Origin of the sequence: Anabaena sp. UHCC 0399 (genome assembly GCF_034931465.1) — a bacterium.
GTDB lineage: Bacteria > Cyanobacteriota > Cyanobacteriia > Cyanobacteriales > Nostocaceae > Trichormus > Trichormus minutissimus.
Map to the genome: position 1 here is coordinate 67,719 of NZ_JAYGGZ010000012.1, position 13,996 is coordinate 81,714.

The window sequence follows — 13,996 nt, forward strand, 5'->3', positions numbered from 1 at the left end:
ATTAGTCAAATGTCCACAGTCAAAAGTCCCCAGTCTTCAACTTGACTGTTGACTATTGACCATTGACTATTGACTTGTATGAGTATTTTATTCAGGGATTTGCTGAAAAAAGTAGGTAGTGGCAACCATACAGGCGAGAATCTAACTCGTGCTGAAGCAGCCACGGCTACCAAGATGATGTTATTGGGTGAAGCTACACCAGCCCAAATAGGTGCATTTTTGATTGCCCACCGCATCAAACGTCCTACAGGGGAAGAATTAGCGGGAATGCTAGATGCTTACGAGGAACTGGGGCCAAAACTGCAACCCATCAACTCTACACGTCCAGTCATAGTTTTTGGTCAGCCATATGATGGCAGAACGCGTACAGCACCCATTAGCCCTGTAACTGCCCTGATACTAGCCTCAGCCGGACAACCAGTTATTATGCACGGCGGCGATCGCCTACCAACCAAATACGGTTTACCCTTAGTAGATATTTGGCGAGGTTTAGGAGTTGATTGGACAGGCTTATCACTAGCAAACACCCAAGAAGTCTTAGAGAAAACAGGCATCGGCTTTGTTTATACACCACAGCATTTTCCCTTGACGAAGAGTCTTTGGGAATACCGTGATCAACTAGGGAAACGTCCACCCTTCGCCACAATGGAACTAATTTGGTGTCCCTATGCTGGCGATGCTCATGTTATAGCGGGGTTTGTCCATCCGCCCACAGAAGCCATGTTTCAGGTAGCTTTGGGACTACGAGGGGTGACAAAGTTTACATTAGTGAAGGGACTAGAAGGGAGTAGTGATTTACCACGCGATCGCACAGCCATCATCGCTTTATCTAAATCACCCCCAGAAATAGAAAGATTGCTCCTATCTCCCCATGATTACGGCTTTACTACCAAGAATGTACCCTTAAACACTATCGAAGAATTATTAGATCAGATGCAGGAAGTGTTGACTGGAACACCCAGCGAACTAATGCAAACAGCCCTGTGGAATGGAGGATTTTATCTCTGGCGCAGTGGAATTTGTACTGATATGCAAGCAGGTATAGCCAAAGCCCAAGAATTATTAACTACTGGCACAGTCGCTAAAAAACTCCACGAACTAAGTCAAGTCGCTTCTCTATGAGACGCTACGCGTTAAGCGGAAGCTCCGCCGCAGGCTTTACGCTCCAATTCAAAATTCAAAACAATTAGTAGGATCTTGTAGCTTGCTTGCCGTAGGCTACTCATTACTCATTACTCACCACTCATTCCCCACTCAGTAAAGTCAAAAATCGGCGAATCAGTCCAATAGTGACGGCTGGCAATTCTAACTGTGGTGTTAACCCTACATCTTCTAAGGGTTGAAAAACTTTGATAGCTTGGGGATTTTTCTCCGCTAGGCGGCGGCCAATCTCTGGCCCGGTGAATTGCGACTTTTGACCCCAAATAATGGCGGTAGGAGTAACTAATTGTTGAATATAGAGTGATAAATCAAAACACAAATCACCCCTAACAAAAGATAATGCTGCATATTCAGCATTGTGTTGTTGAGCAGATTGGAGATAAGCTTCAACAATTTCTTCGTAGATGCGGTTAGCTTGGGCAAATTGCCGTTGTTCTAAGAAACTACGAATACCCCCACTAGTAGCAATTCCAGTGCTGTATAGTAAGCGGTCAATAAGAGGAACGCTGACGATTTGGGCGAACAAGCTGCGGGAGTAGTCTTCGCCAAAGTCAGAAAGTCCCGCCGGTGTGACGAGAATTAAAGATTTAAATAGATTCGGATGGGTAATCGCCACTCGGATTGTAAACGCTGCTGTAAGAGAAGAAGCGATCGCCCTGACTGGAGTTGTACAAGTCTGCTCCAAAAACTCGCGAATAGTCGTTAAATAATCATCAATCGTGTAATTTCTTGCTGGATGTTCAGATCGACCCCAACCTATCAAATCAGGGACAATAATCCGGTATTCAGCAGCAAATGCCGGATAAACTTTTGACCACTCATAGGCAGAAGACCCACCACCAAATCCGTGTAGAAAAACTAACGTTTCTCGTTCTGTTGCGGCGGTTGTATTGTCTTGCCAAAGTGAACCATTAGCGGTGTAGTACACCATTTTACCCAGCGACGTAATTATCGAGCGTTGCTCAAATCCTTGTGGTTGAATCATAGTTTTGGGTAGTCATTAGTCATTAGTCATTGCACTTCTCTGCGTTCTCTCCGTTCCCTGCGGGACGCTGCGCAAGCTACGCCAACGCGGAGCGTGTCGTAGACAGAGGCTACGCGAACGACTAGGCGCAGTAGGTTCGGCATTGGGCATTGAATTTTCCCTCCTGCTATCCCTGCTTTCCTGTCACCTGTCACCTGTCGCCTGTCACCTGTCCCCTGTCCCCTGCTCCCTATTATCCTTGAACCAACAATCTAGAAACCTCTGGCCTGCGTCAGATTAAGTAGATGTAAAATCACTAGGTTACTTGTAAAGATTCAGTAATTTTTTTTCCTGTATAAAAGCAGATTTTGCTTATAACTACTATATAGCCAGGTTTCATTAGATTTTATTTTGGTAGCTAGTATCACTTAGACAATACTTTGGGATAAGTTTTTTGTGATAGTCTACAGAAAACTTACGGATAGTTTTGTACTTATTACTATAGTCAAAACGTTCGCCAAGGGTGGCTATACATCATCAGCATCAAGATTAAGAGAAATATCTGTTGGTGTATTTACTTATTTAGTGTTTCTCTGGTTAATGGTAAGGTGGGGTATTGTGGGCAAGCAGGCGACTCTTCAATCAGATCAAATACCAAGATTTGAAAATCCTACATTTGCACTTGATACATTGGGTGTGCAAAATCAAATTATAGCTTCAGCTAGACGTGGACAACTAGAAGAAGTAACTGATAGCATTCCGCTTGATGTACCTACGTGTATATCTCTCAATTTAGAAGATTTAAAATGCTTTGAAGTTGTAGAGCATCAGTATGAGCAATGGGGTGTAATTTTTCAAAATTCCCTAGCCATACAACCATCAAATCCAGCCTTCCCAACGAAGTCAGGGGTAACAGTATTGATGGGTTCACCCAAAAGTGGATTTTTAGAAGCCAGTTTCCTTCGTCCTGTAAACTGGGTAAGTACGTGTGTCACTAGCTCACAGCGATTAGTGCTTTCTGCCTATAATTGCGATCGCCAACTATTATGCCAAACGATCTTACCAGGGGCGAATCTAGCCAATTCTGATTCATCCTTATCCCCCAATCTATTATTATCTGTCGCCGCTAAAAACATTCACACCATTACCTTCTGCGCCTTTGATGGTCAATTCACCATCGATGAGTTCCGTTTTTGTGTTTAAAAAGAACGGATTCAACAGATACTTATGTGTTGGGCTATTATTTAGTATTTTTTCTGCCCGCGAAATTTAAAAAAATCAGTAATAAAACCTGATTTTGCTACTTCAGCCTAGATATGCTTGTAGAGTAATATGGATATTCCATTTATATTACTGAGTAGTAGGAAAGTGGCAAGTGTGAAATATGCTGAAATTTCAGTTTTCAATTACAGTCTAACTTTCCCATACCTAGTGGAATCAATCTATATAGATATTTTGTAAGTAGGTAGGTAAACACTGTGGCAAAGGCTGTATCTTCTTGGCAGCAATTAATCAACCAGAGACCCGACTGGCTGCTTCCAGAGTTTAAAACCAAAGCCACCAAGCAACGAACCATTCAGCGTTTCTCAGAGCCAGGAGCAATTCTAGGCTTGCTAACGTTACTTGTTGGTATGCTGTTGTGGAACTGGAAATTATTATTGGCACTGCTAGTTGGTATCAGTGTTATGTTAGTGGTCTACTCAATGCAAAAGTGGGATTGGCAACTGCATTGGAGAGAGATTAAAAAGTTTTTCAACAGTCCAAACCGTCAATTAGTCTTGGCAGTCAGCAGTGGTGGTATTGCTACTCTCATTACATATATGGCGGCGGCAATTTGGGCTGACTCCAGCAGTCCTTGGATAGCGACTGGGGCTATTGTCCAAGGGTTGGGAACTTTATTAACTTTAATTTTATTAGTCTGGCAAATTGTCAACTTTTACAGCCATCGTGAAGAAGATAGCTTTGAGAATTTGTTGCTAAATCTCACTCAACAAGACCCCATTCAGCGTTTAATTGCTATCCGTCGGTTAACTAAGATAGTCAACCGTCAGCAAACTGATCCGGCATTACAGCAAGACGTTCTGCGATGTTTATATCTCCTCTTGAGTCGAGAGGAAGAAACCGCAATTCGAGAAGCAGCCTTTGAGAGTATACAAACTTTGGAGCGATCGCAGTTACCATCCACTCCTTTACCTCTCATCCCTCTAGCAACCAAAATCAAGGCACGTGTTTCTATGTAGGGGTGTAGGTGACAGGTGATAGGTGACAGGTGACAAGGAAGCAATACCCACTTCCTACTCCCTTTTCACTACTGATTGGCGATGTAGTTTACCATTACGAACTTGTAGCACGGGCTTATTACACCGACGTACTAGTTGTTCATCATGGGTAGTAACAATAACTGTAGCCCCAAAAGAATTTAATTTTTGCAGAATTTGCATCACCTGCCAGGAGTTATCAGGATCAAGATTACCTGTGGGTTCATCAGCCAAAATTAGAGGCGGTGTACCCACAATTGCCCTTGCAATACTGACTCGCTGTTGTTCTCCGCCCGAAAGTTGATGAGGAAAACAATCGGCTTTAGAAATTAACCCCACCAGTTTCAATGTTGGTTCTAAACGCCTTTGAATTTCTTTGCGGGTGTAGCCTTGGGCTTGTAATACAAAAGTTACATTTTCCGCCACTGTGCGCTGGGGAATTAGTTTATAGTCTTGAAACACAATCCCAATGCGTCTTCGTAATAATGATAAGCGATCGCCCCGCAAAGCTGAGACATTGCATTCACTGACAATCACTTCTCCCTGCGTAGGTAATTCCTCACCATACAGCAGCTTCAAAAGTGTGGACTTACCAGAACCACTAGGCCCAGTAATAAACAAGAATTCTTTCTGTTTAACCTCTAAGTTGACATCTAACAAAGCATGACAGCCATTAGTATAAGTTTTCGTAACGGCGCATAGTTGCACCATATTACCAGCAGCACCACCGTGCTGTTGCTTTTCACTATCCTTCTGTTGTTCAGTTGTGACTGGATTGGTTAATACGGGCATTGCTAAAAAAGGGGAATTGGGAATTAGGAATTAGGAATTGGGGAGAAAATCCCATACCCAATAACTAATGACTAAAAATAATGATTCCCAGGAAATACCTAGGAATCACAAATTAAACACTCAAAATTTATTTTTGAATTTTGAATTTTGAATTTTTAAGTCGCACCCTTAGCTGTCAAGCGATAAATAAAAGCTTTAACCGCGAACTGGGGCAAAGCCAACATCCGCCGCCAACGCCAAGGTTCTTGATAAAGTCGATACAACCATTCCAAATTGTTATTACCCAACCAAGATGGCGCACGAGATTTTGTCCCTGACCAAATATCAAAACTGCCGCCGACACCCACCCAAATGGCTTGGGGACACAAATGACGGTTTTGGGCAATCCATAATTCTTGACGTGGTACACCCAAACCCACCAAAATTAATTGCGGTTGCAATTGCGCTAAAGTTTGTTGCAGTTGCTGTTCTTCTTCAGCAGAGTGGTAGCCAGAATGACTACCAGCTATATTCAAACCAGGATTTTGCTGCTGCCAAAACTCTGCTGCTTTTGCCGCTACTCCTGGCGCACCACCATAGAAAAATATTGTTTTGTCTGTCTGCTGTTGCCCAATCCCACGCAACAGCATTTCTGCTAGTTCAATACCTGGACAACGGTTGATCTTTTGCCACAGTAGCCATCTTAAATACAGAACTACCCCTGCACCATCTGGAATAACTAATTCCGCACTTTGAATGATTTTCGCCAAAGTAGGATTTTGCTGTGCTTGCATAGTCATTTCTGCATTGAGGGTGATGACATGAGTCCCTCGGCTGTGTTGCCAGCATTCTAGCAACCAAGTTGGATAGTCATTCATCACATGAACAGGTATTCCCAAAACCGAAAACACTTTAGGGGTTTGAAACATAGCCTTTATCTGAATTAGTCTCACACCAGATGATCTAGAACGATAGTTTATCAAATTTTTTAATAGGGTGTCTCTTACTTTTTGGCCAAAGTAAAAATAGGGAAGCTATCCATCTGGTGAAAATGACCCCATGCGCTAGATAGTTTTTTTGCCTACTGCCGATGATAAAAACAGCTTATAATTCATCAGCAGAGTTTTATCATCGATTTTTGATAAATTCTTAGCAAGATCATCCCCTTTCTACTAATCAAGAGGCTAGTATCATAGCGTGGTTAAGGCGTAGTGCCTTATGTCCCTACAAATGCACTCAATGGTAAACATTCTATATTTATCTGCGTACACAATTATTTACCTTGAACAGCAAGAAGGCTCACACTGTACCTGTACTCAGGTCAGTGTCGAGATGAATTGCGCGTGAGTTGTTAGCGAAGCGGGGCGTACTCGCCCGGAGTGTAGTCTGACCATATTTGAGCGCAGCGAAAACCGGGAAGACTACGACGACGAAACGAGCAAAATATGATGTTTTTTGGTGAAACAATCATCAAAATATGTGTTACCATGAATACGTGAACACGGTAAGGTCGATACCATGTATAGAGCAATTAAAGTTAGGATTTATCCCACTGATGAGCAAGAATCATATCTAGCTCAATGTTTTGGTAATACTAGATGGTTGTGGAATTATATGCTTAATGCAACAACCACCGCGTACAAAGAAACAGGCAAAGGGCTTTCTAAAGCAGCTATGGATAAGTTGCTTCCGGGACTAAAAAAAGAATTTGAATGGTTGGGACTAGCTTACAGCCAAGTTTTACAACGAGTAACGTTCAATCTTTCAAGTGCGTTTGTCAATTTCTTTGAGGGGCGTACTAAATTCCCTAACTTTAAACCTAAGCATGGTAAGCAATCGATTCAATACCCCCAAAATATAAAACTGATGCCAGAGGATTCTGTTATTAAGTTTCCCGGTAATCTGGGGTTAATGAAAACTGTGTTTCACAAACAACTACCTGACGCTAAATTCACGACTGTCACAATATCGAGAAATGCAGATGGTAAATATTATGCGTCTATACTATTTAACCAGGAAGATACCCCGGTCGTAGCAGTTAGAGAGGCTATAGGAGTTGATTTAGGGTTAAAGAATTTTGCTATAACTTCCGAAGGTTCTAAATATGACCTTCCAAAAAAACAATTAGCGAAATTAGAAAAGAATAGAAAACGCAAACAGAAAAAACTCGCTAAAAAAACTGATAAAACATCTAACAAACGTCGTAAAGCAAAACGTTTAGTTGCAAAAGTCTCTAGTAAAATAGCTAGAGTTAGAGAAGATTTTCTACACAAGCTATCTCGCAAAATAGCATACGAAAACCAAGTTATTTGTATAGAAAATCTAGCAGTTAAGAACATGGTTAAAAATCCTAACTTGGCAAAAGCGATATCAGACCAAGGATGGGGAATGTTTCAAACCATGCTCAAATACAAAACTGAGAGTTTTGGACATATCTATATTGAAATAGGTCGCTTCTTCCCATCTTCTCAACTTTGTAGTGAGACTCTACTACCTATTCCTATGCTACAGAAAGGCTATGATTCTTTAGGTGTTAGGTTTGTAGATTGCCCACACTGCACAAAGCAACACGATAGAGACATTAACGCTGCGATAAATATTAAAAATGAAGGATTGCGACTTTTGGAGTTAGGAACGAGCTTCTCTGCCCTTGGAGGGGATGTAAGACCAAAATCTTCAGGACGTAAAAAATCCACTAAGGTTGAGGCAGTCCCCAATGAATTGGGAAGCCTACACTGTACCGCAAGGTCAGTGTAGGTAGTTCACACTGCATCTATTAAGTCTTTTTTAGTAAACTCAGTTTTAAAGTTAAGGCAGCGTAACGGGTAGAAGTTGACTATGAATAAAATTCGGATTGTGCTGATTGAAGATCACGACCTTACCCGTATGGGTATTCGCACAGCTCTGCTACAAAATGAAGAAATTGAAATTGTCGGAGAAGCGGCTAATGCTGTCGAAGGATTGAAAATGTTAAAAATGGTACATCCAGATATTGCTATTGTCGATATTGGATTACCGGATAAAGATGGCATTGAACTTACACGGGAGTTCAATGCCATTAGGAATGGAGACGAGCTAGAAACAAAAGTATTAATTTTAACGCTTCAAGATAATAAAGAAGCGGTGTTAGCGGCTTTTGCGGCTGGGGCTGATTCCTACTGTATGAAAGATATTAAGTTTGATAATTTGTTGGAAGCGGTGAGAGTCACTCACGATGGCAATGCTTGGATCGATCCGGCGATCGCTCGCATTGTATTACAACAAGCACAACAAAATCCGCCCCAGCCCGATAATCTGGCAGCAGACCGCAAATATCTTGGCTCACGCTCAGACTCTTCAGATAATCAGGAGAATCCTGACTCCTACACCCTCACAGAAAGAGAATTAGAGGTTTTACAATTAATTGTCGAGGGTTGCAGCAATGCACTTATTGCCGAACGTCTCTACATCACCGTGGGGACTGTTAAAACTCACGTCCGCAATATTTTGAATAAGCTGTGCGCTGATGACCGTACCCAAGCTGCTGTCCGTGCCTTACGTTCTGGATTAGTTGGATGAATTTAATCTCTCAATTTTCTCAAATTTCACCCCTTGAAATTCAATACAAGGGTACAGAAAATCGAGAGTAAAGTTATACTCGTAAAAACAAATGATTTTGCTGGAAAAAACTACTTTTTCAGTAAATTTTTAGTTGGGCAAAATCAAAATTATATTGTTTTGCCACAGATTTACCTGCAAATAAAAGTCAAATATGACGCAAACCGAGGTAGAAAGACTTAAGCTCATGGTCGTAGACGATGAGCCAGATAACTTAGATTTACTCTACCGCACTTTTAGGCGAGATTTTCAAGTATACAAAGCCAATAATGCCCGTGGCGCATTGGCAATTCTGGAGAAAGAAGGAGAAATGGCGGTCATTATCTCCGACCAACGAATGCCAGAAATGAACGGTACGGAATTTCTCAGTCAAACAGTAGAGCGATTTCCTGACACCATTCGGATTTTACTAACTGGTTTTACTGATGTCGAAGATTTGGTAGATGCCATTAACTCTGGTCAAGTCTTCAAGTACATCACCAAACCTTGGAATCCAGAACGGTTAAAAGTTCTAGTTGAGCAGGCTACTGAAACATATCGCATAGTCAAAAAGCGTACCCAAGAGTTAAGTCGAGCTTTACGGCGGGAATCTTTATTTAATGCAGTGACAACAGCTATTCGAGAGTCATTGGATTATGAAAGTATGCTGCAAAAGATTGTCGCTACCATTGGACAAACCTTTGATGCTACTTGTTGTCTACTTAAACCAGTAGAAGATGATCTTCTCTTACCAAATGAGTTTTCTTATCAAAATCCAGTATTCCATACTCCCGATAATGCTTTTGACCCCAGTTTCTTAATTGAAAAGGTGCTAGCAACTCATGAATGTCAAATTTATCAAGAAATATATGACGACAAATCTTGTAACTACTTAGTTGTCCCCCTATCTTACCAACAAGACCTATTGGCGGTGCTGGCCTTATACCAATGGGGTCAAGATGAGCCTTGGCATGATGAAGAAATTCAACTAATTACAGGCGTCGCAGAACAAGCTGCTTTAGCTGTTTCTCAAGCCAAACTTTACCAATGTCTCCAGGAAAAGCAAGAGCAAATTAAAGCTGAGTTAGAAGTTGCTCGCCAAATTCAAAACAATCTGCTGCGCCAAACTCTACCTGATATTAAAGGTGGGAAGTTACAAGCTTGCTGCTACCCAGCACGAGAAGTAGGCGGTGATTTTTTTGAAGTCTTTGTCCACCCCAAAGGGGACTTGTGGTTAGCCGTGGGAGATGTTTCTGGTAAGGGTGTACCAGCTGCTTTATTTATGGCTAGTGCTATTTCTGTATTGCGTCGGGAATTATCTCAGGAAACACCTGCTGATCCCAATGTAGTTATACATAATCTCAATAATGCTTTATGTACTGACTTAATTAGCAACAATTGCTTCATTACTCTTGTCTTAGCTTGTTTCACCCCGACTACTAGAGATTTGGTATATGCGAATGCTGGACACATTTATCCAATGGTTTGGTCACAACAAGCGACAAGAGCAGATGAACCAAACTATCTCAAAGTCCGAGGTATTCCTATCGGAATATTACCGGAATGGCAAGCCCAGTCAGGTCGCTTAGTTCTCTCCCCTGGAGATACATTACTGCTTGCTAGTGATGGAATTACAGAAGCAATGGTATCAAATAAATTCTTATCAACCGCAAAAACCGTGGATGGCGTTTTCCCAGTAAGTCGTTCTATGCTGAAACAAGATGGTCTGTGGCAAATATTGCAAGACGAACCACAACCACTGTCTCTGAACCATTTACTAGCTTGCATCCAGGCAGATAACCCCGTACAAGAAGATGATCAAACTATACTCTCTCTGGAGGTCTTGTAAGTGATGAAAAGTGAGTTGCACGTACCAAGTGACTTGAATTATTTAAATATTGTAGAAAACTGGTTACTGGGATGTCTAAAAATCCAATTGGGGGAATCTGTTGATTGGTCAAGACAGTCCAGTCGTTTGCGTCTAGCATTGGTCGAAGCCTACTCTAATGTAGTCCGTCATGCTCACAAGGAGCAGTCTAATATACCTATTTTGTTGCGTTTGGAACTCAGGGAGCGAGATATTTCTCTGGAGGTTTGGGACTACGGTACTGGCTTTGATTTGTCTACTTATTTTCCACCTAATCCTGTAGACAAACAAGAAGGTGGTTACGGGTGGCTGATTATGAGTCGTTTGATGGATAAAGTGGAATATCAGTTACAAGTTGATGGTGCTAACTGTCTAAAATTAGAAGCCACTATCCCGGAACTTGCTAATACTCAATAGTTGTGGGGAATTGGGAATTGGGTATGGGTGTAAAATCTCCTCTGCTCCCATACAACCTAATCCCGTCCTAATTTACTGCTTCCTATGTGGTGACTATTTTTCAGGGCGCAAAGCCAGTAACTCTTGAGGCGATGCTAGAAGTTTGATATGAGTTTCGAGGATTTGCTGTTGCTGGTTGAGCATAAATAGCCACAGGACATTGACGCTACACCAAGAGGTCTGTGTTCTGCCCCTAACTTGTATTTGGATCAGCCCATTTTCTAAGGGTTCAGCTATTCCCTGGTAAGGGTCAGCTTTGATATTTTGGGCTTCTTGTTGTAAATAACGCGCGATCGCATCTGTCCCCACAATACCAGATTCAAAGGGTGGATACATCACACCCTCGGCGGCAAATAAAGCCCCAGTTGCTGTAAAGTTTCCAGCGTTTAAAGTTGTGAAATACTCTATGATTGTAGATTCTGTAATTCCTGGAATCTCAGGTGCAGTTTTTGCGGTATAAGATGAATATTCAGGAGCTTTCATAAAAAGTACCTAAAATAATGATCGCTGAAGATCAATTAAAATAAAAAAGCAGACAGAAAAAAAGCTGCTATTGGAGTGTATTACCAAATAAATAAATCTCACCAGAGACAGAATGTATTCCCAAGCTTTTACATGGGAACATTGAACGAGTTAGGTATAATCGATAGACGGCCATTTTGGTTATACGAATGAACTACTGTTCCGTAGTTAGCAGCAGTGTGGTAAAAGAAAAAGCCAAAGAGTTGGGTTTTCACAAGATTGGCATTGCTGCTGTAGATAGGGGAAATAATACAGAAGCAGAGAGGCTGCAAGCATGGGTAATGCTGGGTTATCACGCTGATATGGAGTGGATGAATAACCCGAAGCGTCAGGATGTTAACTTAGTCATGCCAGAAGCGCGATCGCTTATTTGTGTAGCACTCAATTACTACACCCCCCACCAACGCCCTGAAGGGGAAGAGTACGCCAAAATCTCCCGTTATGGCTGGGGGAGAGACTATCACAAAGTGATGCACAAGAAACTCAAAGCCCTGGCTACTTGGTTACAATCCCTAGATCCAGGGGTTCAAGCTCGTTACTATGCAGATACTGGCCCCATCCAAGATAAAGTGTGGGCGCAACGAGCCGGGATTGGTTGGATTGCTAAAAATGGCAATGTGATCACTAGAGAGTATGGTTCTTGGGTATTTTTGGGTGAGGTGTTGACAAATCTGGAACTAGAAAGCGATCGCCCCCACACAGAACACTGCGGTAGTTGTACACGTTGTTTGGCGGCTTGTCCTACTGGGGCAATTACCGAGCCATTTGTAGTAGATGCTAATCGCTGCATAGCTTATCATACGATTGAGAACCGGGCAGAAAAATTACCAGAGGCGATCGCATCCCATATGCAAGGTTGGGTAGCTGGTTGCGACATATGCCAAGATGTTTGTCCTTGGAATCAGCGTTTTGCGCAAGACACAGATGTGGTAGATTTTCAGCCCTATCCTGAAAATATCGCCCCGAAGCTGATAGAATTAGCGCAAATCTCAAATGAGGAGTGGGAAAGAAGATTTCCGGCATCAGCGTTGCGGCGGATTAAGCCAGAAATGTTAAAACGGAATGCCCGTGCTAATCTTGACGCATCTAGGCAATGTAATGACACAGAAAGTAATTATCTTTGATTTTGATGGCACAATTGCAGATACTGTAGATGCACTTGTAAGTATTGCCAATCGTTTGGCTATCGAGTTTGGTTATATTCAAATTACACCAGATCAATTAACCCTCCTGAAAAATTTATCATCGAGAGAAATTATTAAATATTCAGGAGTTTCTCTATTTAAAATCCCGTTTCTAGTTAAAAAGGTAAAAGCTGAATTAAAAAATAAAATCCAGGGATTGAAACCAATTCCTGGGATGAAAGAATCTTTAGTAGAACTAAAATATCATGGTTATCAGCTAGGAATTATTACATCCAACTCCAAAGATAACGTTACAGCTTTTCTCACAATTAATGAATTAGATAATTTATTTGAATTCATCTATTCAGGAGTGACAATTTTCGGCAAAACCACCATTATTAATAATGTGCTTAAACAGAAACAACTCAAGCCGCAAACAGTTATTTATGTAGGTGATGAAACCAGAGATATTGAAGCATCAAAAAAAGCTAATATTAAAGTAGTTGCCGTCACTTGGGGATTTAATTCTCCGGAAATACTAGCTAAACAAAATCCTGATTTTTTAATTCACAAACCTAGTGAATTGCTGCAAGTCGTACAAAATTGTTAGAAACACTGGACGATGGGAAATCTTTGCTATACAAAATAAACCCGCGTAGGCGGGTTTTTAGCTGACGACAGTTTACCGACCAATTGACTATTTCTTAGGTTGACCCTTTTCCAGAGCTTTTTGGACTAAATCGTCACTGACTGTAGTTACAGCCTCATTCTTTGAAGCTCCTACTTCCTTGGCTAATTCTAAATAATCATCAGGGTTACCAGTGGATGGAATTTGTGTTTTTGTTACTTCACTTTCAGCTTTTTTCTCTTCAGGTGTAGTAGCTGCTTCCACTGCAACACCTTCACTCAATTGCTGTGCAGCTGCATAGTCAGTCTCAAAATCAACCTGGGGTGCTTTTGCTTCACCACTAGCTATACTTTCAGCAACTAATTGTGCATTATGGGTAGGAGCTTCACTAGGATTAGGCTTCACTTCATCAGTCATAACTAACACCTTAAGTAATTTTTTTATTGCTGCGGTGATCGTAACAACTGAGTTAGCTAGTTTTTAACACCCTTGGGAAATATTTCTACCTCTATTAAAGGGTAGATAAATATGGCGAATGGCGATTACTGCGCTTAGGGAACACCAAAAAATAAATTATCCGCAATTAATGGTTGGGTAGGGTGCGTCAGTATGAATAATTTCTGAGTATAGTTAGGTTTTATCGCACTGATGCACCCTACAGTTTGGATA

The 13,996-nt window shown here is 41.5% G+C and carries 14 protein-coding genes; 9 read left to right on the top strand and 5 right to left on the bottom strand.

The genetic code is table 11. The annotated features are described in order from the left end of the window. Positions 1-78 precede the first annotated feature (78 nt). On the top strand, positions 79-1,122 hold the full coding sequence (locus VB693_RS09095) for an anthranilate phosphoribosyltransferase family protein (RefSeq protein ID WP_190697116.1): 1,044 nt from the start codon (positions 79-81) through the stop codon (positions 1,120-1,122). A gap of 121 nt (positions 1,123-1,243) precedes the next feature. Here VB693_RS09095 and VB693_RS09100 read toward each other — a convergent pair whose 3' ends face one another. Further along, on the bottom strand, positions 1,244-2,146 hold the full coding sequence (locus tag VB693_RS09100) for an alpha/beta hydrolase (RefSeq protein WP_323265979.1): 903 nt from the start codon (positions 2,144-2,146) through the stop codon (positions 1,244-1,246). 579 nt (positions 2,147-2,725) lie between these two features. On the opposite strand from VB693_RS09100, the gene VB693_RS09105 reads away from it, so the two are divergent. Beyond that, entirely contained in the window at positions 2,726-3,328 is a 603-nt protein-coding gene (locus tag VB693_RS09105) for a hypothetical protein (protein ID WP_323266029.1), read from the top strand. A 275-nt stretch (positions 3,329-3,603) separates the two neighbouring features. Beyond that, on the top strand, positions 3,604-4,365 hold the full coding sequence (locus VB693_RS09110; protein WP_323265980.1) for an armadillo-type fold-containing protein: 762 nt from the start codon (positions 3,604-3,606) through the stop codon (positions 4,363-4,365). A 54-nt stretch (positions 4,366-4,419) separates the two neighbouring features. On the opposite strand, the gene ftsE is transcribed toward VB693_RS09110, so the two are convergent. Next, the gene (gene ftsE, locus VB693_RS09115) at positions 4,420-5,175 is read right to left on the bottom strand and encodes a cell division ATP-binding protein FtsE (RefSeq protein WP_323265981.1); all 756 of its coding nucleotides are present in this window, start codon (positions 5,173-5,175) and stop codon (positions 4,420-4,422) included. 155 nt (positions 5,176-5,330) lie between these two features. Continuing rightward, on the bottom strand, positions 5,331-6,083 hold the full coding sequence (locus VB693_RS09120; protein ID WP_323265982.1) for a WecB/TagA/CpsF family glycosyltransferase: 753 nt from the start codon (positions 6,081-6,083) through the stop codon (positions 5,331-5,333). A gap of 589 nt (positions 6,084-6,672) precedes the next feature. On the opposite strand from VB693_RS09120, the gene VB693_RS09125 reads away from it, so the two are divergent. The 4 genes from VB693_RS09125 to VB693_RS09140 all read left to right on the top strand — a co-directional run bounded on the left by VB693_RS09125 (position 6,673) and on the right by VB693_RS09140 (position 11,014). Then, positions 6,673-7,911, top strand: a complete 1,239-nt coding sequence (locus VB693_RS09125; RefSeq protein ID WP_323265983.1) for a transposase — start codon at positions 6,673-6,675, stop codon at positions 7,909-7,911. 81 nt (positions 7,912-7,992) lie between these two features. Further along, positions 7,993-8,712 (top strand): response regulator, encoded by a 720-nt coding sequence (locus VB693_RS09130; protein ID WP_190697099.1) that lies wholly within the window; start codon positions 7,993-7,995, stop codon positions 8,710-8,712. Positions 8,713-8,905: 193 nt separating this feature from the next. Then, entirely contained in the window at positions 8,906-10,579 is a 1,674-nt protein-coding gene (locus VB693_RS09135) for a SpoIIE family protein phosphatase (protein ID WP_323265984.1), read from the top strand. Positions 10,580-10,582: 3 nt separating this feature from the next. Then, positions 10,583-11,014 carry an anti-sigma regulatory factor gene (locus VB693_RS09140; protein WP_323266030.1) on the top strand — a complete coding sequence of 144 codons (432 nt, stop codon included), beginning with the start codon at positions 10,583-10,585 and terminating at the stop codon, positions 11,012-11,014. A 93-nt stretch (positions 11,015-11,107) separates the two neighbouring features. Here VB693_RS09140 and VB693_RS09145 read toward each other — a convergent pair whose 3' ends face one another. After that, a complete protein-coding gene (locus VB693_RS09145; RefSeq protein ID WP_323265985.1) occupies positions 11,108-11,536 on the bottom strand; it encodes a nuclear transport factor 2 family protein in 429 nt (142 codons plus the stop codon). Between the two features lie 188 nt (positions 11,537-11,724). On the opposite strand from VB693_RS09145, the gene queG reads away from it, so the two are divergent. Next, complete coding sequence (gene queG / locus VB693_RS09150) at positions 11,725-12,699, top strand: tRNA epoxyqueuosine(34) reductase QueG (RefSeq protein ID WP_323265986.1); 975 nt, start codon at positions 11,725-11,727, stop codon at positions 12,697-12,699. Next, entirely contained in the window at positions 12,674-13,309 is a 636-nt protein-coding gene (locus tag VB693_RS09155; protein WP_323265987.1) for an HAD-IA family hydrolase, read from the top strand. Before queG ends, VB693_RS09155 begins: the two co-directional genes overlap by 26 nt. 87 nt (positions 13,310-13,396) lie before the next feature. Here VB693_RS09155 and VB693_RS09160 read toward each other — a convergent pair whose 3' ends face one another. Beyond that, a complete protein-coding gene (locus VB693_RS09160) occupies positions 13,397-13,744 on the bottom strand; it encodes a hypothetical protein (protein WP_323265988.1) in 348 nt (115 codons plus the stop codon). Between the last annotated feature and the right edge of the window lie 252 nt (positions 13,745-13,996).

Excerpts from the sequence above, each read along its gene's own strand:
- VB693_RS09095 (WP_190697116.1), top strand. The coding sequence starts at position 79 with ATGAGTATTTTATTCAGGGATTTGCTGAAAAAAGTAGGTAGTGGCAAC.
- VB693_RS09100 (WP_323265979.1), bottom strand. The coding sequence starts at position 2,146 with ATGATTCAACCACAAGGATTTGAGCAACGCTCGATAATTACGTCGCTG.
- VB693_RS09105 (WP_323266029.1), top strand. The coding sequence starts at position 2,726 with ATGGTAAGGTGGGGTATTGTGGGCAAGCAGGCGACTCTTCAATCAGAT.
- ftsE (WP_323265981.1), bottom strand. The coding sequence starts at position 5,175 with ATGCCCGTATTAACCAATCCAGTCACAACTGAACAACAGAAGGATAGT.
- VB693_RS09120 (WP_323265982.1), bottom strand. The coding sequence starts at position 6,083 with ATGTTTCAAACCCCTAAAGTGTTTTCGGTTTTGGGAATACCTGTTCAT.
- VB693_RS09125 (WP_323265983.1), top strand. The coding sequence starts at position 6,673 with ATGTATAGAGCAATTAAAGTTAGGATTTATCCCACTGATGAGCAAGAA.
- VB693_RS09130 (WP_190697099.1), top strand. The coding sequence starts at position 7,993 with ATGAATAAAATTCGGATTGTGCTGATTGAAGATCACGACCTTACCCGT.
- VB693_RS09135 (WP_323265984.1), top strand. The coding sequence starts at position 8,906 with ATGACGCAAACCGAGGTAGAAAGACTTAAGCTCATGGTCGTAGACGAT.
- VB693_RS09140 (WP_323266030.1), top strand. The coding sequence starts at position 10,583 with ATGAAAAGTGAGTTGCACGTACCAAGTGACTTGAATTATTTAAATATT.
- VB693_RS09145 (WP_323265985.1), bottom strand. The coding sequence starts at position 11,536 with ATGAAAGCTCCTGAATATTCATCTTATACCGCAAAAACTGCACCTGAG.
- queG (WP_323265986.1), top strand. The coding sequence starts at position 11,725 with ATGAACTACTGTTCCGTAGTTAGCAGCAGTGTGGTAAAAGAAAAAGCC.
- VB693_RS09155 (WP_323265987.1), top strand. The coding sequence starts at position 12,674 with ATGACACAGAAAGTAATTATCTTTGATTTTGATGGCACAATTGCAGAT.
- VB693_RS09160 (WP_323265988.1), bottom strand. The coding sequence starts at position 13,744 with ATGACTGATGAAGTGAAGCCTAATCCTAGTGAAGCTCCTACCCATAAT.